This window comes from Gordonia sp. GN26, from assembly GCF_054823965.1.
Genome location: NZ_JSYC01000007.1, coordinates 202,209 through 220,517 on the forward strand (window position 1 = coordinate 202,209; position 18,309 = coordinate 220,517).

General features: G+C 67.4%; 19 protein-coding genes and 1 pseudogene. 5 read left to right on the forward strand and 15 right to left on the reverse strand.

Going from position 1 to position 18,309, the window contains the following annotated elements:
* Positions 1 to 35: 35 nt before the first annotated feature.
* The 9 genes and pseudogenes from OK17_RS02425 to rsmD all read right to left on the reverse strand — a co-directional run bounded on the left by OK17_RS02425 (position 36) and on the right by rsmD (position 6,001).
* Entirely contained in the window at positions 36 to 317 is a 282-nt protein-coding gene (locus OK17_RS02425; protein WP_461416564.1) for an acylphosphatase, read from the reverse strand.
* A gap of 4 nt (positions 318 to 321) precedes the next feature.
* Positions 322 to 780, reverse strand: coding sequence for an OsmC family protein (locus OK17_RS02430; RefSeq protein WP_461416565.1), 459 nt, complete (start codon positions 778 to 780; stop codon positions 322 to 324).
* A gap of 101 nt (positions 781 to 881) precedes the next feature.
* Positions 882 to 1,589: pseudogene (locus tag OK17_RS02435) on the reverse strand (HNH endonuclease); the annotation flags it as partial.
* Positions 1,559 to 2,443: a bifunctional DNA-formamidopyrimidine glycosylase/DNA-(apurinic or apyrimidinic site) lyase gene (mutM, locus tag OK17_RS02440; protein WP_232719037.1), complete on the reverse strand. Its 885-nt coding sequence runs from the start codon at positions 2,441 to 2,443 to the stop codon at positions 1,559 to 1,561. The gene mutM and the pseudogene OK17_RS02435, both read right to left, overlap by 31 nt.
* Positions 2,444 to 2,472: 29 nt before the next feature.
* Entirely contained in the window at positions 2,473 to 3,201 is a 729-nt protein-coding gene (gene rnc, locus OK17_RS02445; protein ID WP_232719039.1) for a ribonuclease III, read from the reverse strand.
* Positions 3,194 to 3,886 carry a YceD family protein gene (locus OK17_RS02450; protein ID WP_232719041.1) on the reverse strand — a complete coding sequence of 231 codons (693 nt, stop codon included), beginning with the start codon at positions 3,884 to 3,886 and terminating at the stop codon, positions 3,194 to 3,196. Before OK17_RS02450 ends, rnc begins: the two co-directional genes overlap by 8 nt.
* Before the next feature lie 42 nt (positions 3,887 to 3,928).
* Positions 3,929 to 4,777, reverse strand: a complete 849-nt coding sequence (locus OK17_RS02455) for a DivIVA domain-containing protein (protein ID WP_232719042.1) — start codon at positions 4,775 to 4,777, stop codon at positions 3,929 to 3,931.
* Positions 4,778 to 4,900: 123 nt separating this feature from the next.
* Positions 4,901 to 5,389 (reverse strand): pantetheine-phosphate adenylyltransferase, encoded by a 489-nt coding sequence (gene coaD / locus OK17_RS02460; RefSeq protein ID WP_232719044.1) that lies wholly within the window; start codon positions 5,387 to 5,389, stop codon positions 4,901 to 4,903.
* A 51-nt stretch (positions 5,390 to 5,440) separates the two neighbouring features.
* Positions 5,441 to 6,001 carry a 16S rRNA (guanine(966)-N(2))-methyltransferase RsmD gene (gene rsmD, locus OK17_RS02465; RefSeq protein ID WP_232719045.1) on the reverse strand — a complete coding sequence of 187 codons (561 nt, stop codon included), beginning with the start codon at positions 5,999 to 6,001 and terminating at the stop codon, positions 5,441 to 5,443.
* Positions 6,002 to 6,165: 164 nt separating this feature from the next.
* On the opposite strand from rsmD, the gene ectA reads away from it, so the two are divergent.
* The 3 genes from ectA to OK17_RS02480 all read left to right on the forward strand — a co-directional run bounded on the left by ectA (position 6,166) and on the right by OK17_RS02480 (position 8,588).
* The gene (gene ectA, locus OK17_RS02470) at positions 6,166 to 6,693 is read left to right on the forward strand and encodes a diaminobutyrate acetyltransferase (RefSeq protein ID WP_461416566.1); all 528 of its coding nucleotides are present in this window, start codon (positions 6,166 to 6,168) and stop codon (positions 6,691 to 6,693) included.
* Positions 6,694 to 6,879: 186 nt separating this feature from the next.
* Positions 6,880 to 8,151, forward strand: a complete 1,272-nt coding sequence (gene ectB, locus OK17_RS02475; RefSeq protein ID WP_232719049.1) for a diaminobutyrate--2-oxoglutarate transaminase — start codon at positions 6,880 to 6,882, stop codon at positions 8,149 to 8,151.
* A complete protein-coding gene (locus OK17_RS02480; protein WP_232719051.1) occupies positions 8,148 to 8,588 on the forward strand; it encodes an ectoine synthase in 441 nt (146 codons plus the stop codon). The genes ectB and OK17_RS02480 overlap by 4 nt, the downstream gene beginning before the upstream one ends.
* Positions 8,589 to 8,637: 49 nt before the next feature.
* On the opposite strand, the gene OK17_RS02485 is transcribed toward OK17_RS02480, so the two are convergent.
* Positions 8,638 to 9,489, reverse strand: coding sequence for an alpha/beta fold hydrolase (locus OK17_RS02485; RefSeq protein ID WP_461416567.1), 852 nt, complete (start codon positions 9,487 to 9,489; stop codon positions 8,638 to 8,640).
* A gap of 120 nt (positions 9,490 to 9,609) precedes the next feature.
* Here OK17_RS02485 and OK17_RS02490 point away from each other — a divergent pair, with 120 nt between their 5' ends.
* Together OK17_RS02490 and OK17_RS02495 are read left to right on the forward strand one after the other, a co-directional pair.
* Positions 9,610 to 10,197 (forward strand): TetR/AcrR family transcriptional regulator, encoded by a 588-nt coding sequence (locus tag OK17_RS02490; RefSeq protein WP_232719054.1) that lies wholly within the window; start codon positions 9,610 to 9,612, stop codon positions 10,195 to 10,197.
* Positions 10,198 to 10,218: 21 nt separating this feature from the next.
* Entirely contained in the window at positions 10,219 to 11,097 is an 879-nt protein-coding gene (locus OK17_RS02495) for an NAD-dependent protein deacetylase (RefSeq protein ID WP_461416568.1), read from the forward strand.
* A 17-nt stretch (positions 11,098 to 11,114) separates the two neighbouring features.
* Here the strand turns inward: OK17_RS02495 and proB are convergent, their stop codons facing one another.
* The 5 genes from proB to OK17_RS02520 form a co-directional block, all read right to left on the reverse strand.
* On the reverse strand, positions 11,115 to 12,260 hold the full coding sequence (proB, locus tag OK17_RS02500; RefSeq protein WP_232719067.1) for a glutamate 5-kinase: 1,146 nt from the start codon (positions 12,258 to 12,260) through the stop codon (positions 11,115 to 11,117).
* Positions 12,257 to 13,723, reverse strand: a complete 1,467-nt coding sequence (obgE, locus tag OK17_RS02505) for a GTPase ObgE (protein WP_232719068.1) — start codon at positions 13,721 to 13,723, stop codon at positions 12,257 to 12,259. The genes proB and obgE overlap by 4 nt, the downstream gene beginning before the upstream one ends.
* Positions 13,724 to 13,818: 95 nt before the next feature.
* The gene (gene rpmA / locus OK17_RS02510; RefSeq protein WP_005198946.1) at positions 13,819 to 14,082 is read right to left on the reverse strand and encodes a 50S ribosomal protein L27; all 264 of its coding nucleotides are present in this window, start codon (positions 14,080 to 14,082) and stop codon (positions 13,819 to 13,821) included.
* A gap of 38 nt (positions 14,083 to 14,120) precedes the next feature.
* Positions 14,121 to 14,432, reverse strand: a complete 312-nt coding sequence (gene rplU / locus OK17_RS02515) for a 50S ribosomal protein L21 (protein WP_005198945.1) — start codon at positions 14,430 to 14,432, stop codon at positions 14,121 to 14,123.
* Between the two features lie 281 nt (positions 14,433 to 14,713).
* Entirely contained in the window at positions 14,714 to 18,238 is a 3,525-nt protein-coding gene (locus OK17_RS02520; protein WP_461416569.1) for a translation initiation factor IF-2 N-terminal domain-containing protein, read from the reverse strand.
* Between the last annotated feature and the right edge of the window lie 71 nt (positions 18,239 to 18,309).

An 18,309-nucleotide genomic window follows, 5' to 3' on the forward strand; every position in this document is an offset into this window, starting at 1 on the left:
GCGACGTGTTTCGGGGAGCGCTCACCGTTCAGCGCTCACCTCTCGACGAAGCCGGTCAGGTCTCCGCGCGCCGCCTCGAGGCTGTCGACGACCAGATCCACCCGGCCCGGGGTCTCACCGGACCGCAGCGCGTCGAGCAGTGCCAGCACTTTGTCGCGGGGTCCCTCGGCCACCACGTGCACCCGTCCGTCGGCCTGATTGGACGCGTAACCGACCAGACCGAGCTCCAGCGCCCGCGACCGCGTCCACCATCGGAAGCCCACGCCCTGGACGTGTCCGTGCACGAATGCGGACAGCCGGACCGTGTCGGTGGTCATCGTGTCAGTCCGTCTCGATCTTCAGGTCGACCTCGGCGCCGGCCTTGATGGTGCGGCCGACGGTGCACACCGCGTCGATGGCCCGCTCGACGACGACGAGCAGGCGCTGCGCGGCGTCGGGGTCGAGTTCGGAGAGATCGACCTCGAGGATCTCCTCGATCCGCGGGTACACCTCGTTCTCACGGTCGGCGTCACCGCTGACGCGGATGGTGGCGTCGTAGTCATCACCGAGGCGGCGCGACAGCGGTCGGTCCGACGACATGCCGGTGCAGGCCGCGAGCGCGATCTTGAGCAGTTCGCCCGGGGTGAAGACCCCGTCGACGTCCTGCGAACCGATTTTCACCTCGGCACCCCGTGAACTGCGCCCCGTGTAGAGCCGGGTCCCGGTGCGCTCGACCCAGAGGTCGGTGTGCGCGGGCTCCGCGGTCGCGGCCGGGGCGGCGGTGTTCTGTTCGATCGTCATGCTGGGATGAGTCCTCTCAGGCGGCGGGGCGGCGCTGGCACCGCTGACCATAGTAAGAGCCGTGGATCGAAATGAATTCCCGAGCCGGTCGCCACGGGCCGTCAGGCCGCTGCCGACTCCGTGCTTGCGTTGCGTTCCTTCCATTCCCACACCGCGTAGATCACCTCGGTCGCATATCCGAGGTCGAGCTTGCCGCCACCCGCCGGCACCGTCGCCTCCGCCGCGATCCGCCTGTCCGGCTGCCACAGTCCTGGCGCGCGTGTCGATGGGCTCACCTCGATCACCGAACCACTTGGTATGTGGAACGAAAACCGTTGCGAGCCATGGCCAGTGATACTGAATTCACCCCGATGCAACCCACGGTGACAGCTTCCGCACAACGCCAACTTTCCCGGTGCGCCGGAAACCCTGCTGGACAACGCCTTCCGATCCGCAGCACCGCAGTGCGCCTCCTCCAACCCGGCCTCCGACAGTGCCGGCCCATCATCGAGGTGAGCAGGTTCCTCACCTTCAACGGTATGGATCAAGATCTCGGCTCCCGGTGCGAGATCAGGCATCGCAATCCCGTCGTGCACCATGTCGGTCATCGCCACCACCGCCGGCGCCAGATTCGACGGCACATTCCGCCACAGGTCCCGACGATTCGCCGGCTTCACCTCGGAATCCCGTTCACCATCACGGTTTCCGACTCTCGCAGCTCCGCCCGGACCGCACCGGCAAGAAAGCCGGGCACCGTCGAGCGGAGACAGCGTCAGCGACACAGACAAGGAGCCATCCGCTACCGAGCGGCGTCGCTCCCGCGTCTCGGCGGTCTCTGACACTTCGGGCAGAAATAAGAGCTGCGGTTCATGAAAGATTCCCGGCGCATGATGGCCCCGCAGCGGCGGCACGGCTGTCCTTCGCGCCCATAGGCATTCAAAGACCGTTCGAAGTACCCCGACTGGCCGTTGACGTTCACGTACAGCGCGTCGAACGAGGTGCCGCCGACCTCGACCGCCTCGGTCATCACCGCGGTGGCGGCGTCGATCAGTTCGAGCAGCTTCTTGCGCGAGATCGTCTCGGCGATGCGTCTACCGTGCAGCCGGGCGCGCCACAGCGCCTCGTCGGCGTAGATGTTGCCGACGCCGGAGATGACGGTCTGGTCGAGCAGGACCCGTTTGATCTCGGAGTGTTTGGCGCGCATACGCGATACGACGGCCGCAGCGTCGAAGGCCGGGTCGAAGGGGTCGGGGGCGATGTGTGCCACCGACACCGGGATGTCGGCGGCGTCATCGGAGACCGCATAGTCGTCGAGATGCCAGCCACCGAAGGTGCGCTGATCGACGAAACGCAGTTCGTTGTCGTCGTCGAGGATTGCGCGGATCCGGAGGTGGGTGTGATCGGGCGCCCCGTCGCGGGCGATGAGCATCTGACCACTCATACCGAGATGGACGACAAGAGCGGCACGGTCGGTGTCGTCGGCGACGTCGATCCACATGTACTTGCCGCGACGACGCACCCCGGTGACGTGTTTGCCCGCCAGGCGACCGATCAGATCGGGTTCGCCGCCGACGTGGCGACGGGCGGCACGGGGATGGAGGACCTCGACCGCGGTCACCGTCCGCCCGGTCAGATGCTTCTCGAGGCCCATGCGGACGGTCTCGACCTCGGGGAGTTCAGGCATGCCCGGTCGAGTTCACGACGAGGCCGACGTCACGACGACGCCTCCGCGCGCTCGGTGAGCGCTTTCCACGCGTGGGCCGCTGCCTGCTGCTCGGCCTCTTTCTTGGTGCGTCCGACGCCCTCACCGAGGTTCTCCCCCGCGATCATCGCGATCGCGGTGAATTCCTTGTTGTGGTCCGGTCCGGTGGACGAGATCTGGTACTGCGGTGGGCCGTAGCCGCGTTCGGAGCTCAGCTCCTGCAGCGAGGTCTTCCAGTCCAGACCGGCACCGAGCTGTCCGGCCTTCTCGATGCGTTCGTCGAAGAGACGCAGGATGATCCGCTGCGAGGTCTCCAGTCCGTGGCTGAGAAACACGGCGCCGAACAGGGACTCGAGCCCGTCGGCGAGGATGGAGTCCTTGTCGCGCCCGCCGGTCATCTCCTCGCCGCGACCGAGATACAGGTACTTGCCCAGACCGCCCTCGTCGCCGAGGCCGCGGGCAACGTCGGCGAGTGCGTGCATGTTCACCACGCTTGCGCGGATCTTCGCGAGTTCACCTTCGGGACGGTCGGGGAAGTGCAGGTACAGGCGTTCGGTGATCACCACGCCCAGTACGGAGTCGCCGAGGAATTCGAGGCGCTCGTTGGTCGGCAGACCGCCGTGTTCGTAGGCATACGAGCGGTGCGTGAGCGCCAGCGTCAGAAGGTCTTCGGGGATGTCGGTGTCGAGGGCGGCGAGCAGCGCGGCACGACGGCCGTCATCGCGGATGGTCTCAGTCACGACGTTCCTGCGTGCCGGGGTTCTGGTCGGCGCCGGACTTCTTCTCGGAGTCGGACTTCTCGTCCTCCGCGAGCTCCGAGAACTTGTTCGCGAGACCGGCCCATCGGGGATCGATCAGCTCGTGCGCATGACCGGGTTCGGCGACCGCGAGCCGGATGCCGCACACCTGGCACAACCCCTCGCAATCCTCCGAACACAGCGGCGACATCGGCAGTTCCAGCGCCACCGCGTCGATGATCGCCTGTTCGAGATCGATGCGGTCGTCGACGATCCGGTGCACGTCGTCTTCCTCGGTGGTCTGATGGGTCACGCTGTCCGGGTACGCGAACAGCTCGGTGAGGAACACCGTCACCGTGCCGTCGATCGGCTCGAGGCAGCGCGAGCACTGACCGACGGTCTCGCCGCACGCGGTGCCGGTCACCAGGATTCCCTCGCTCACCGACTCGAGCCGGAGGTCGAGGTCGACGTCCGAGCCGGCCGGGATACCGATCATCTCGACCCCGAGCTTGTCCGGGGTGGTCACCGTCCGGTGCACCTCGGACATGGTTCCCGGACGACGACCCAGCGACCGGACGTCGAGGACGAATGGATCGCGCCGCGGCGCGGAATCGGGTCCGTGCGACGGCTCTGATGTCACAGCATGATCAGACACAAACTGCACCATACGCTCGCGATCACGAATCATCGACCGCCGCCACGCCATCTGCCGGGTCGGCCGTCCGGTGCGTCACACCGCCAGCGGCGAACCCTGGTCACGGTCGTAGGAATTCCGGGGCGAGGTCTCACGCGAACGCGAGTTGTCGCCACGGGAGTCGCGTGCCTGTTCGTCGACGCTGCGCGGGTATTCGACGTAGTCGTGCATGCCGGCGCCGGTGCGCAGCTGATGGCGTCCGCGGTTCACCGAACGCAGTGTGCCGGTGAGGATCTCCTCGAACTGGGCCAGCTTCTCGTCGACGTACACGTCGCAGTCGCCACGCAGGCGATCGGCTTCGGCGTGCGCCGCGTCGATGATGCGCTCGGCCTCGGATTTGGCCGCGCCGACGACCTCGGTCTCGGAGACCAGGCGCTGCTGTTCGGCGATGCCGTCGGCCACCGACTTGTCATACGTGTTGTTCGCCGCATCGATGGTGCGCTGCGCCTCGGCGCGTGCACGACCGGTGACGGCCTCGAACTCGCGGGCGGCACTGGTCTGCAGTCGGCGGGCCTCCTCGGAGGCGTCCTCGACAAGCGAGTTCGAGTGCGAGCTCGCCTCGTCGACCATGCGGTCGGCCTGCGCCTTGGCCTCGGACAGGATGCGGTCGGCCTCGGCGCGGGCGTGTGCGAGCACGGCCTCGGATTCGGAGTCGGCCTTGGCGACCGTCGTCTCCGCATGCTCACGCGCGTCACCGATCAGGGTGTCGCGCTGATCGAGGACGTCCTGGGCGTCGTCGAGCTCGCCCGGGATGGAGTCCTTGATGTCGTCGAGGAGTTCGAGCACGTCACCGCGCGGCACGACGCAGCCCGCGGTCATCGGCACACTCCGCGCCTCCTCGACAATCGCGACGAGCTCGTCGAGAGCCTCAAATACCCGGTACACAGCCACCCCAATCCGGCGCTTGCCTGTTTGCAACAGTTGGTGAATCTGTGACTATTGTGCCGAATGTTGCGGCTGTGACTGGTGAAGCGCGTGGGGTGTGTCGCGGTTTTCGCAGGTGATCTTCTAGACGGACCGCTCGCCGGTGAGTTTCGCGGTCAGGTTCTTGTGGATGTGCGACGACAAGAACGGTGTGACGTCACCGCCGAGCTTGGCCACCTCCTTGACGAGCGAGCTCGACACATGCGCGAACCGGGGGTCGGTGAGGAGGAAGACGGTCTCCACATCCGCGAGGGCGCGGTTCATCTGGGCCATCGGGACCTCGTAGTCGAAGTCGACCGCCGAACGCAGCCCTTTGACGATCGTGTGGATCGACTCCTGCTTCAGATAGTCGACGAGAAGCCCTTCCCAGCGATCGACCCGCACACCGGGCAGATCGGCGCAGTCCTCCTCGATGAGCGCGATGCGCTCGTCGACACTGAACATCCCGCGCTTGTTGGGGTTGACCACCACGGTGATGACCACCTCGTCGAAACACGCCGCGGCGCGTTCGACCACATAGCGGTGACCGAGGGTGAAGGGATCGAAGGAACCGGGACACACTGCCGTCGTCATGGCCCGAACTTACCGTCAGGTCCCCGACACCCGGCTCCGACACCTCACGTGTCAGGCGCCGGTGAACTCCCCTACCTCCACGCGCGTGTCGCCGTAGTTCTTGTTCACGACGACCTCGAAGCCGTCGGGCCAGATGTCACCGGTCGAGCGGGCGGATCGTTCCACCACCACCAGTGCATCCTCGGAGAGTCGCGTCTCGGCCAGCTTGATCAGATCCTCGGACAGCGCCGCCGCGTCGACCGCGTACGGAGGGTCGGAGAAGACGAGGTCGTACGTCCGCTCCGGCGGCGAGGACAGGTAGGCAGACACCGATCTTGTCAGTACGGTGGTCGACGAGGCGATCCCACAGGCCTTCACGTTGGCACCGATCACACCGGCGGCCTTCCGAGCCGCGTCGACGAAGGTGGCGCCGGCGGCGCCACGAGAGACGGCTTCGATGCCGAGGGCCCCTGAACCGGCATACAGATCCAGCACCCAGAGCCCGTCGAGATCGAATCGGGCATCGAGCATGTTGAAGACCGACTCCCGCACACGGTCGGATGTGGGACGAGTTCCCTCGTCCGGAACGCGGAGCCGTCTCCCCCGCAGTTCACCCGCGATGATCCTCGTCATGGGGCCATTCTGCTCTTCCGCGAACCCCCGAATACACGTGCGGGTGACACGGTTGTGACCCACTTCACATTGCATGCCTGAGCAGGTAGAAGGTAGGGGTTCGATGGGGCAATTTCTGCTGGTGGGTGACTTCCCGGATACCCGTTGTTAACGTCGAGAGCGTTATGAGCCCTTCACAAACAAGAACGGCCCCAACAACTGTCCTCACCGTCGACTATCGGATGCCGACTGTCGCCGACGGTACTCGCCTCTGGGAAATCGCCTCGGATTCAAAGGTTCTCGACGTCAACTCGTCGTACTCCTATGTGCTGTGGTGCCACGACTTCGCCGAGACCTCGATCGTCGCCGAAATAGACGGCCGTCCAGTCGGTTTCGTCACCGGATACCGTCGCCAGAGCGACCCCTCCACCCTCATGGTGTGGCAGGTCGCCGTCGACGACTCGATGCGTGGGCACGGCGTCGCCGGGTCCATGCTGCACCACCTGTTCGATCGTGTGAACCGCCACGGAATGGTGGCGATGCACACCACGATCAGTCCCGACAACATCCCGTCGCAGCGACTGTTCGAGTCGGTGGCAAAGGCTCGCGGACTCCGTTTCGAGCGCCGTGATCTGTTCGCCGCCAACACTTTTCCGGACTCGCACGAGCCCGAGGACCTCTACATGCTGGAACCGGAGATCCCCGAGCCCTGAGCTCGCGCGTGATCCCGCAGCACCGGAGATCGTGAGCCGTGTCTCTACTGACCGAGTCCGGAATGCACAGTGCCCCAACGTCGTTGGCACTGACAGATAGCAACGTCGCTCTGCGACGCCAATTTTAGAGTTCATATCGCCATCGGGCACCGAACTCACGATGTCACACAAGAAGGAAGCACCGATATGCAACTTCTCGACAAGACTTTTGACGATTCCGTCTTCACCACCCACGAATCCGAGGTGCGCAGCTACTGTCGCAACTGGCCGGCGGTCTTCACCACCGCCAAGGGTTCCCACATCACCGACCAGAACGGTCGGGAGTACCTGGACTTCTTCGCCGGCGCCGGTTCGCTGAACTACGGCCACAACAACGACGTGCTGAAGAAGGCCCTGATCGAGTACATCGAGGCCGACGGCATCACCCACGGCCTGGACATGGCCACCGTCGCCAAGGGGAACTTCATCGAGAAGTTCAACGAGCACATCCTCGAGCCGCGCGGACTCGACTACAAGATCCAGTTCCCCGGTCCGACGGGCACCAACGCCGTCGAGGCGGCACTCAAGTTGGCCCGCAAGGTGACCGGTCGCGAGTCGATCATCAGCTTCACCAACGCCTTCCACGGCATGACGCTGGGTTCGCTGTCGGTGACCGGTAACTCGATGAAGCGCGCCGGTGCCGGTATCCCCCTCGTTCACGCGACCCCGATGCCGTTCGACAACTACTTCGGCGGCGTCGTGGAGGACTTCGCCTGGTTCGAGCGTGTTCTCGACGACTCGGGCAGCGGCCTCAACCGCCCCGCCGCGGTGATCGTCGAGACCGTGCAGGGTGAGGGCGGCGTCAACGTCGCACGCGCCGAGTGGCTCCGCGCACTGGCGGACCTGTGCCAGCGTCGCGAGATCCTGCTGATCGTCGACGACGTCCAGATGGGCTGCGGCCGCACCGGCGAGTTCTTCTCGTTCGAGGAAGCCGGCATCAAGCCCGACATCGTCACCCTGTCCAAGTCGATCAGCGGCTATGGTCTGCCTTTCGCATTGACCCTGTTCAAGCCGGAGCTCGACGTCTGGACCCCCGGCGAACACAACGGAACCTTCCGCGGCAACAACCCCGCCTTCGTCACCGCCGCCAAGGCCATCGAGACCTACTGGTCCGACGACACCCTGAGCCGTGAGATCCACGCGAAGGGCGAGCGCATCAACGAGGTCTTCACCGACCTCTGCAACCGATACGAAGGCATCTCGACCCGCGGTCGCGGCATGGTTCGCGGCCTGGTGTTCGACGACCACACGGCAGCCGGGAAGGTCTGTGCGCAGGCCTTCGGTGCCGGGTTGCTCGCCGAGACGTCGGGTCCCTCCGATGAGGTCGTCAAGCTGCTTCCGCCGCTGACCATCTCGCGCGAGGACCTCGACCGCGGCCTGTCCATCCTTTCCGACGCAGTCAAGGAGGTGATCGGATGATCGTCCGAACCACCGAAGAAATCACCGGTACCGAGCGCGACGTCGCCGACGGCCACTGGCGCTCCAAGCGCATCGTCCTCGGCGGTGACGGCGTGGGGTTCTCGTTCCACGAGACCACCATCGACGCCGGCAGCGTGAACGAGTTCCACTACGCCAACCACATCGAGGCCGTCTGGCTCGTCGAGGGCACCGGCACCCTGCTCAACCGGGAGACCGGTGAGACCCATCCGCTGGCCCCCGGCACGATGTACCTGCTCAACGGCCACGAGCGCCACACGGTCACCGCCGACACGCAGATGCGCATGTTGTGCGTGTTCAATCCCCCGGTGGTCGGCACCGAGGTGCACGACGAGAACGGCGTGTACCCGCTGGTCGCCGTGCCGCAGCCGGCCGGCAAGCATGCCGAGGATGCCATAGAGGAGACCGCGGCCTCCTGATCGGCCCCCTGAGAAGACCCACCAGGATCGCCACTTCCGGTGGCAATCGCTAGCTATCAGCGGTTGTCGTCGGGAGTGGCGATTCTTCTGCCTTCTGCGCCCAGAAGTCCAGCACCGCGTCAACGGTCTGGCCCGGCTGCTCGAGAGCCGGGATCACCCGGGCCTCCCGGATGGTGACCTCGCGGGCATCGAGCATGTTGTCCGCGACCTCGCGGGCCTCCTCGGGTGTCCACTCGCCGCGGTCGTCGGTCGTCACGAACAGCACCGGGCAGGTGATCCGCGCAGCCGCCCACGTGAGGTCCGTACGGTTCAGGATGGCTGTGCGGATGGCCGGGATCATCGACCGCCCGGAATTCCGGAGTCCGCGCCGCAACACCGCGATCGCCTCCGGATCGTCGCTGCGTGTCCGGTCGGTGAACAGCGTGGTCGAGATCGCCGACCACACCGGGCCTCGCGCACCGATGACGCGGTACATCGGCAACAGGAGTCCGATCCGGCGCCGCAGTGCCCGGTCGATCGGACGGGTCGGCGCACTCATCGCGACCAGTGTGTTGATCCGCTCCGGCTCGACGGCGGCCAGATGCATGCCGACGTGACCGCCCCACGCGTTGCCCACCCAGTCGACGGCCTCGGCACCGCACACATCCCCCACCGTCGCGATGATCTCCCGCGCGGCATCCGCACACGCCTCGATGTCGGCGGCGGCGGCTGACTTCTCGCTCGCACCGCACCACGGGGCGTCGACGATGAACAGCCGTCGTCGGGCCGCGAGCCCGGGAACGATCCGATCCCAGCTTCCGGAATCGACGAACATGCTGTGCCACAGGACCGCCGGCGGTCCCTCGCCGACGTCGCGAACGCGTATGCGCCCCAAACGCGTCGGTACATCGAATCCGGTCATGGCCGCTCCCGCCCGTGGTGGTCACCCGGAGCGGGTCACCCGTAATTGGCATTACACCGTGTATTTCGAATTATGTCTAGAATGATCCCCGTGGTCAGGTCCTACTCGTCGGATTTACGAATGACACGCGCCCGCGAGAATCGCACCCTGGTCATCGACAGGGCCACCACCATGTTCTGCCAGGAAGGTTGGGTGACGACGACGATGGCCGCCGTCGCGGCCCGCGCCGGGCTGACACGGCCCACCGTCTACCGGCAGTTCGCCGACAAACTCGACCTGCTCGACGCGTGCATCGTCTCGGCACTGCGCCGCGACGAGACCGTTCCGGTCCGCGAGACCGCCGAATACCAGGCGATGGGACACGGCGATCGGGCCACACGCATCCGGGCCGCCGCGAGCTGGCTCAGTGCCGCGCACCTCCGGTCGGCCGCCATCCAGCACGTTCTCGACCAGGCCGCGGTCACCGACGACGACGCGGCGATCCTGCGGGACCAGCGTGAACAGACCCGCTGGGCCGAGGTGCGCTGGGCGCTCACGCTGATCCTCGGAGAAGAGCCGGCCGACGAGCACGTGGACTCGATGTGGATGCTCGCCTCGCGCACCGTCTGGCTCCGCCTCGTCGGCGATCGGGGGTGGACCCCCGACCGGTGGGAACGATGGTTTGTCGCGCAGACCACCGCGGCGCTGGACCAGGTCGACGCGGTCTGAGTCGCGCCTATCCTGGGCAGGGTGCGCACTCGTCTTCAGCTCGGCCACGCCCCGGCCGAACACACGCCGCTCGACGACGACGTCGCCGAGCGTATCGAGCTCGCGTCGGACATCCTGGCCGGACGTCGGGTCGTGGTCCTGACCGGCGCGGGCATCTCCACCGACTCCGGCATCCCCGACTATCGCAGCCCGGGGTCGCCGCCGCGCACGCCGATGACCCTCGAGATGTTCCTGTCCTCCCCCGAGTTCCGCCGGCACTACTGGGCGCGTAATCACCTCGGCTGGCGCCATATGGACGCCGCCCTCCCCAACCCCGCGCATCTCGCTCTGACCGACCTGCAGGCTCAGGGTCGGGTGTCGACGGTGATCACGCAGAACGTCGACATGCTGCACACCAAGGCCGGGACGAGAGGCGTCCTGGAGCTACACGGCTGCTACGGCCGTGTGCGCTGCCTGACGTGTGACTGGCGGATCTCTCGACACCGTCTCGCACAGCTGCTCGAGGAAATCAACGCCGGCTTCGCCGAACGCGTCGCCGGGCGTGGCGCCATCGAAGTGGCACCCGACGCCGACGCGACGCTCTCCGACACCTCGGAGTTCCGGATGATCGACTGCCCGCACTGCGGCGGCATCCTCAAACCCGACATCGTCTACTTCGGCGAGACGGTTCCGAAACCTCTTGTCGAGCAATCATTCTCGGCGGTCGACGGGGCGGATGCCCTACTCGTGGTCGGATCGTCGCTGACGGTCATGTCCGGCCTGCGGTTCGCGCGACGGGCCCATCGGGCCGGCAAACCGTTGATCATCGTCAACCGCGGACACACCCGCGCCGACGAGCTGGCGTCCCTCAAGATCGACCATCGGGCCGGGGTGGTGCTGCCGGCACTCGCGGCCGGTTGATCCTCGGGAAGCAGCGCTCAGCGCGAGACGACGACCAGATCGTCGGCGTGCACGACGGGCCGCTGCAGTTCGGCCGGGAGTTCCTCGGTGTGGCGACCGATCATCGAGGTGACGTCGTCGAAGTCGTAGGAGGCGACCCCGCGCGCCTTCACGACGCCCCGCTGGTCGACGAGTTCGACCACATCGCCGTCGAAGAACCGGCCCTCGACGCCGACCACGCCGGCAGCGAGAAGCGAACGGCGCCTGCGGGATACAGCCGCCACCGCACCGTCGTCGAGGACGATCTTGCCCCGCGCGTCGGCGGCATGACGCACCCAGAAGCGACGAGCCGACAACCGCTCCTCGCGGGCGGCGAACACCGTGCCCACCGAGGCGTCGGCCAGGGCTTGCGCGGCGGACGATGCGGCGGCGAGCAGAACCGGGACACCGGCGTCGGCGGACAGGCGGGCCGCGGCGAGTTTCGAGGCCATCCCACCGGTGCCGAGCGCTCCCCCGGACCCGGCGATGACGCCGTCGAGGTCCTCGGGGCCGTTCACCTCGGGGATCAGACGGGCACGCCGACCGTCCACGCCCACCTTGCGGGGGTCGCCGTCGTACAGGCCGTCGACGTCGGAGAGGAGCACGAGAGCGTCGGCGCCGCTGAGATGGGCGACGAGTGCGGCGAGCCGGTCGTTGTCGCCGAACCGGATCTCGTTGGTCGCGACCGTGTCGTTCTCGTTGACAACGGCGACCGCACCGAGCGATCGCAGACGATCAAGGGTGCGTTGGGCGTTGGCGTGATGCGAGCGGTTCGAGATGTCGTCGGCGGTCAACAGGACCTGCCCGACGGTGCGGCCGTAGCGGGCGAAGGACGTCCCCCAGGCGTGCGCCAGGGCGAGTTGTCCGACGCTGGCCGCGGCCTGTTTGGTGGCGAGATCCTTCGGACGCTTCTTGAGACCGAGCGGGGCGATACCCGCGCCGATCGCACCCGAGGACACGACGATGACGTCGGACCCGGCGCGCATCCGCGCCTCGAGCGCGTCCGCCAGGGCGTCGAGCCGGTCCCGGTCGAGCCCCTCGGCCAGGTCGGTCAGCGCCGACGAGCCGATCTTCACCACAATGCTGCGCGCGTGCGCGATCTGCTCCCGCACGCCCCGCACCTCGATGCCGGCCTCCGCGGTCACGACTTGTCCTGCTCTCCGTCCTCGACGGGCAGTCCGCGCCGCAGCCGGCGGGCCTGCTTGCGTTCGTGGGCGCCCACGCGGTCGTTGCGGTCGAGTCGGATGTCGGTGCCGCGTCCGGTGACCGGGACCTCGTCGCCCATGGGCGTGCTCGGCTCCCAGTCGAAGGTGACCGCACCGATGGTGACCGGGGCGCCGGGCTCGGCACCCATCTTCACCAGTTCGTCTTCGACGCCGAGGCGGTTGAGGCGGTCGGCCAGGTAGCCAACGGCCTCGTCGTTGTCGAACTGCGTCTGGGCGATCCAGCGCTCCGGGCGCGTGCCGTAGACGATGAAGCCGCCCTCGATCTCGGGGTCGCGGACGATGGTGAAACCGGTGTCGTCGACGGCCTTCGGCCGGATGATCGCCCGGCGAGGCGTCTTCTCCGGCTGCGCCTCCCGGTATTCGCGCACCATCTTCGCCAGCGCGAAGGTCAGTTCGCGCAGACCCTCATGGGCCACCGCCGAGATCCGGAACACCGGCCAACCGCGTTCGGCCAGTTCGGGTTCCACGAGATCGGCGAGTTCGGCGGCGTCGGGGACGTCCACCTTGTTGAGGATGACCACACGCGGCCGCTCGGCCAGGTCACCGAGGCCGTGGTCGGCGTCGAGAGCCGGCTTGTACGCAGCCAGTTCGGCTTCGAGGGCGTCGATGTCGGACACCGGGTCGCGGCCGGGCTCGAGGGTCGCGCAGTCGACGACGTGCGCGAGAACGGCGCACCTCTCGAGGTGCCGCAAGAACTCCAGTCCGAGACCACGACCGGTCGAGGCGCCCGGGATCAGACCCGGCACATCGGCGATGGTGAACACGTCACCGGCGGTCTGCACCACACCGAGGTTCGGCACGAGAGTGGTGAACGGGTAGTCGGCGATCTTCGGCTTGGCCGCCGACAGCACCGACACGAGCGACGACTTGCCCGCCGACGGGAAACCGACGAGGCCGACGTCGGCCACCGACTTCAGCTCGAGGACGAGGGAACGCTGCTGGCCCTCCTCACCCAGGAGCGCGAAACCGGGGGCCTTGCGGGCCTTCGACGCGAGCGAGGCGTTGCCGAGGCCACCGCGGCCGCCCTGAGCGGCTTCGAAGGTCGTACCGGTGCCGACGAGGTCGGCGAGGATGGTGCCGTTTTCGTCGAGGACGACGGTGCCGTCGGGCACCTTGAGGACGAGATCCTCGCCCATGGCACCGTCGCGGTTGTCGCCGGCGCCGGGCTTGCCGTTGCCGGCCTTCGCATGCGGACGGAAGTGGAAATCGAGCAGAGTGTGCACCTGCGGGTCGACGACGAGCGTCACCGACCCGCCGTTGCCGCCGTTGCCGCCGTCCGGGCCGCCGAGAGGCTTGAACTTCTCCCGGTGAACCGACGCGCAGCCGTGGCCACCGTTGCCCGCCGCGACGTGAATGGTCACGCGGTCGACGAACCGTGACATCGAATCCTTCTTCCGTCAAAAAAGAACAGGGCGGGCCGGGTACGTGATGACCCTGCCCGCCCTGCGAAAAGGCTTGTCGTGCCGGAGTGCTCGGGTCAGACCTGAGCGGTTTCCGGGACGATGTTGACCGTCTTGCGGCCACGCTTGCTGCCGAACTCCACCGCGCCCGCGGCGAGCGCGAACAGGGTGTCGTCGCCACCGCGGCCGACGTTCACGCCGGGGTGGAACTTGGTGCCGCGCTGACGAACGAGGATCTCTCCTGCGCTCACCTGCTGGCCACCGAAGCGCTTCACGCCGAGTCGCTGGGCATTGGAATCGCGACCGTTGCGGGAGCTGGATGCGCCCTTCTTATGTGCCATGTGTCAGTCCTCCTGAGGTCTTCGCGAAGCTTGTCGAACTACTTGATGCCGGTGACCTTCAGGACCGTCAGCTTCTGACGGTGACCCTGGCGCTTGTGGTAGCCGGTCTTGTTCTTGAACTTGTGAATGCGGATCTTGGGGCCCTTGACGTGCTCCACGACCTCGCCGGTGACCGAGATCTTGGCCAGCTTGTCGGCGTCGGTGGTCAGGGTCGAGCCGTCGACGACCAACGCGACCGGCAGGCTCACCGTGGAGCCGACCTTCTCGTCGATCTTCTCGACCTTGACAGTGTCGCCCTCAGCGACCTTGTACTGCTTGCCGCCGGTCTTGACGATCGCGTACGTTGCCATCGAAGTTCTTCCTCTTAATCGTCTGGTCGGGCCCTTCGTCAGCGCCGAGGCGCATTCGAAGGCGTTCGTGTAGTGCGTGCCGGTGCGGGCCGCAGTCCACCCAGTCAGATGACCGGGAGTGTCTGCGATTCACACCAGAGGGCCTGCCACGGGATTTGTGCCGGTTCCGATGCACGTGGCACGCAGAACAGCGCAGACCCTCCGCGGGAGGCGACTTTCCAAGGTTACGGGAACGGCGGTGGCCGGGTCAAACTCGCCCCGCCGGTCCCTCACCTCGGACCTCAGCTGTCGGCCGGCGGCGGTCCGGCAGGCCTGCCCGCCGTCCGCTTCCGCGGGCGTCGGCGCACCGCGACCACCGGCTCTCCGGTGGAGACGGGACCGAAGGTCGTCTTCGGCGCCTCCGTAGCCGCGTCGACGGCCGTCATCACCACGTTCTCCGGTGCGGTCGTCGTCTGCGCCGGACGCCGGACCACCCGGCGGCGACGTTTCGCGGCAGGTGCCTGGCCATCGGTCGACGCCGTCGGCTCCTGGGTCTCGGCCGGCTCCTGGGCCTGCTCCGGCGCTTCCGCCTTCGCGGGATCTTCCATCTTCGCGGGCTTCTCGGCCTTCGTGACCGGTTCCGGCGTCTCCGCCTTCTCCGTCTCCGCCTTTTCCGACTCCGCCTTCTCTGATCCCGCCGTCACCGGGGTCTCGGCGGCATTCGCGACGGCCTGCTCGACCTCGACGTGCTCACCCTCGTGGTGCTCGCCCTCGTGGTGCTCGCCCTCGGGATGCTCCCCCTCGGGATGCTCCCCCTCAGGATGTTCACCGTCGTGGTGATGTGCGGCCATCGCCCGGAACAGCGGGTGCTCGGCAGCGGGCTTGTGCGGCGGGGCCGGCGGCGCGGCCTTGGGGGCCGCCGCCTCGGCGGGGGCCTCGGACTTCTTCTTGCCGCGGCGCGAACGCTTGGAGCCCGCGCCGTCCGACTTCGCCGAATCGTCGCCGCCGCGCACTTCGACCGGGTTGGCGTGCACGATCAGGCCGCGACCGCCGCACGAGGTGCAGGGGGTGGAGAACGCTTCGAGCAGACCGGTTCCGAGACGCTTACGGGTCATCTGGACCAGTCCGAGCGAGGTGACCTCCGACACCTGGTGACGGGTGCGGTCGCGGGCCAGCGCCTCGGTCAGGCGACGCAGCACCAGGTCACGGTTCGACTCGAGGACCATGTCGATGAAGTCGACGATGATCATGCCGCCGATGTCGCGCAGACGCATCTGCCGCACGATCTCCTCGGCCGCCTCGAGGTTGTTCCGGGTGACCGTCTCCTCGAGGTTTCCGCCCGAACCGGTGAACTTGCCGGTGTTGACGTCGACGACCGTCATCGCCTCGGTGTGTTCGATGATCAGCGTGCCACCCGAGGGCAGCCACACCTTGCGGTCGAGCGCCTTCGCCAACTGCTCGTCGATGCGGTGGACCACGAACGAGTCCGGGGCATCCGCGTGCGGCTTGCTGAACTTCTCCACCCGCTCCATGAGATCGGGGGCAACGGAACTGACGTAGCCCTCCACGAGGTTCCACGCCTTGTCGCCCTCGACGACGAGCTTCTTGAAGTCCTCGTTGAAGAGATCGCGGACCACGCGGACCAGCAGGTCGGGCTCCTCGTAGAGCGCCTTCGGCGCGCCGGAGCCGGACTTCTTGGCGCTCTCGACCGACTCCTCGATCGACTTCCACTTCGCCTCGAGGCGGGCGATGTCGGCGCCGAGTTCCTCGGCACTGACGCCTTCGGAAGCGGTGCGGATGATCACGCCGGCGTCCTCGGGGACCAGCTTCGACAGGATCTGCTTGAGGCGCTTGCGCTCGACGTCGGGCAGCTTGCGGCTGATACCGGTCGACGACCCGCCGGGCACATAGACGAGGTACCGGCCGGCCAGCGAGATCTGAGTGGTCAGGCGGGCACCCTTGTGTCCCACCGGATCCTTGCTGACCTGCACGAGCACATGGTCGCCGGGCTTGAGTGCCTGCTCGATCTTGCGGGAACCGCCGTCGAGTCCGGCGGCGTCCCAGTTGACCTCGCCGGCGTACAGCACGCCGTTGCGCCCGCGGCCGATGTCGACGAACGCCGCCTCCATGCCGGGCAGCACGTTCTGCACGCGACCGAGGTAGATGTTGCCGACCATCGACGACGACGTCGCCGTGGTGACGAAGTGTTCGACGAGGACACCGTCCTCGAGAACCGCGACCTGGGTGTAGTCCTCCACCGCGGCATGGTCGTGGCCGTCGCCGTCGGAGATGCTGGTGTTGGCACTGCGCTCGCGCACCACCATCACGCGGTCCACCGCCTCGCGACGGGCCAGGAACTCCGACTCGGTCAGGATCGGCGGACGCCGGCGACCGGCGTCACGGCCGTCGCGACGGCGCTGGCGCTTGGCCTCGAGGCGCGTCGAACCGGAGATACCCTGCACCTCGTCGCGCGCCCGCTTGCTGCGGGGTTCACGCTCGTGGACGACGGTGTTCGGCGGATCATCCGGCGAACCCTCGTCGGAGTCTCCCCCGCCCTTGCGACGGCGACGACGCCGGCGGCGGCGGGTCGAGGACCCCTCACCCGAATCGTCCCCGGAGTCATCGCCGTCGTTGTCGTCCGAGTCGTCGTCGGAATCGCCGTCCTTCGACTCGCCCTTCGACTCGCCCTTCGTCGAATCGTCGGTAGCGGAGTCCTTGCCGGCGGCCTCCTCGGAGGTATCCGACCCCGACCGGCGGCGGCGCCGACGGCGAGAGGTCGACTCATCCGACTTCGACTCATCCGACTTGGACTCGTCGGACTTCGATTCGTCTGACTTGGCTTCGTCCGGTGTGGATTCGTCAGCAGTCTCGTCGGTGGCCGCCTCGTCGGCGGAGTCGGTCGAGGAGTCACCGACGGAGGACTTGCCCTCGGAGTTGTCGCCGTTCTCGTCGGAATCGTCGTCGTCCGACGCATCGCCCGACTCGCCGTCACCGCCCTGGTCGCCGCGCCCGCGGCCGCGGCCACGACGTCCGCGACGCCGACGACGGCTCCGACCCGAACCGGAGTCGTCGTTGTCGGAGTTATCGGAATTGTCCGCGTTGTCCGCGGTCTCGTCAGAGTCATCCGAGTCCGCGGTCTCCGTCTCGGGAGCCTTCGTCTCAGGAGCCTTCGATTCAGGGGCCTTCGTTTCGGGCGTTTTCGTCTCCGGAGCCTTGGCTTCCCGAGTCGTCGCGCCGGAGTCGTCGGCCTTCGCCGGCTTCTCGGCCTGATCGGTCTTCTGGGCCTGCTCGGGCTTATCGGCCTGCTTGGCCGGGCGTGCGGTCTTCGGCTTCTCGGCCGGGGCCTGCGGCTGCAGGAACAACGGCTGGGTGCCGTAGGACGCGTCGGATTCGGCGGTGGGCGCCGCTACCGGCTCGTCGTACCGCGTCGACGCGGCCGAGAACAGACTCGGCGGCTCATCGGCCTTCGGCGTCTCCGCCTTCGGTGCCTCCGCCTCCGCGGCAGGCTCCTCGACAGCCGGCTCCACGACGGTCGGCTCAGCAGCGGCAGGCTCGTCGGCGGCTTCCTCCGAGGCGGCCGGGGTCACGCCCGGCTCATCGGCCTCGACGTTCGCCCGCACCCGTTCGGCCACGGCCTGCGCCACCTCACGGTCGACGCTCGACTGGGGGCTACGCGTCTGCACTCCGAGAGTGGCCAGGTGCGCGAGCACCTGCCGACTTGTCAGGCCCAGAAAGCGGGCCAGTGCGTGCACACGAAGTTTGCTGGGAAATTCTTCCACCGGTTCTGGCGCTGCGTTCGCGTCAGCCGGTGACCCGTTGTCGGTCACTCAGTCTCCTCGAACCCCCGGGCGCGTCGGGCTGACGCGGCCACGCGAGGGTCTGCTCTGTGTCCCGGTCC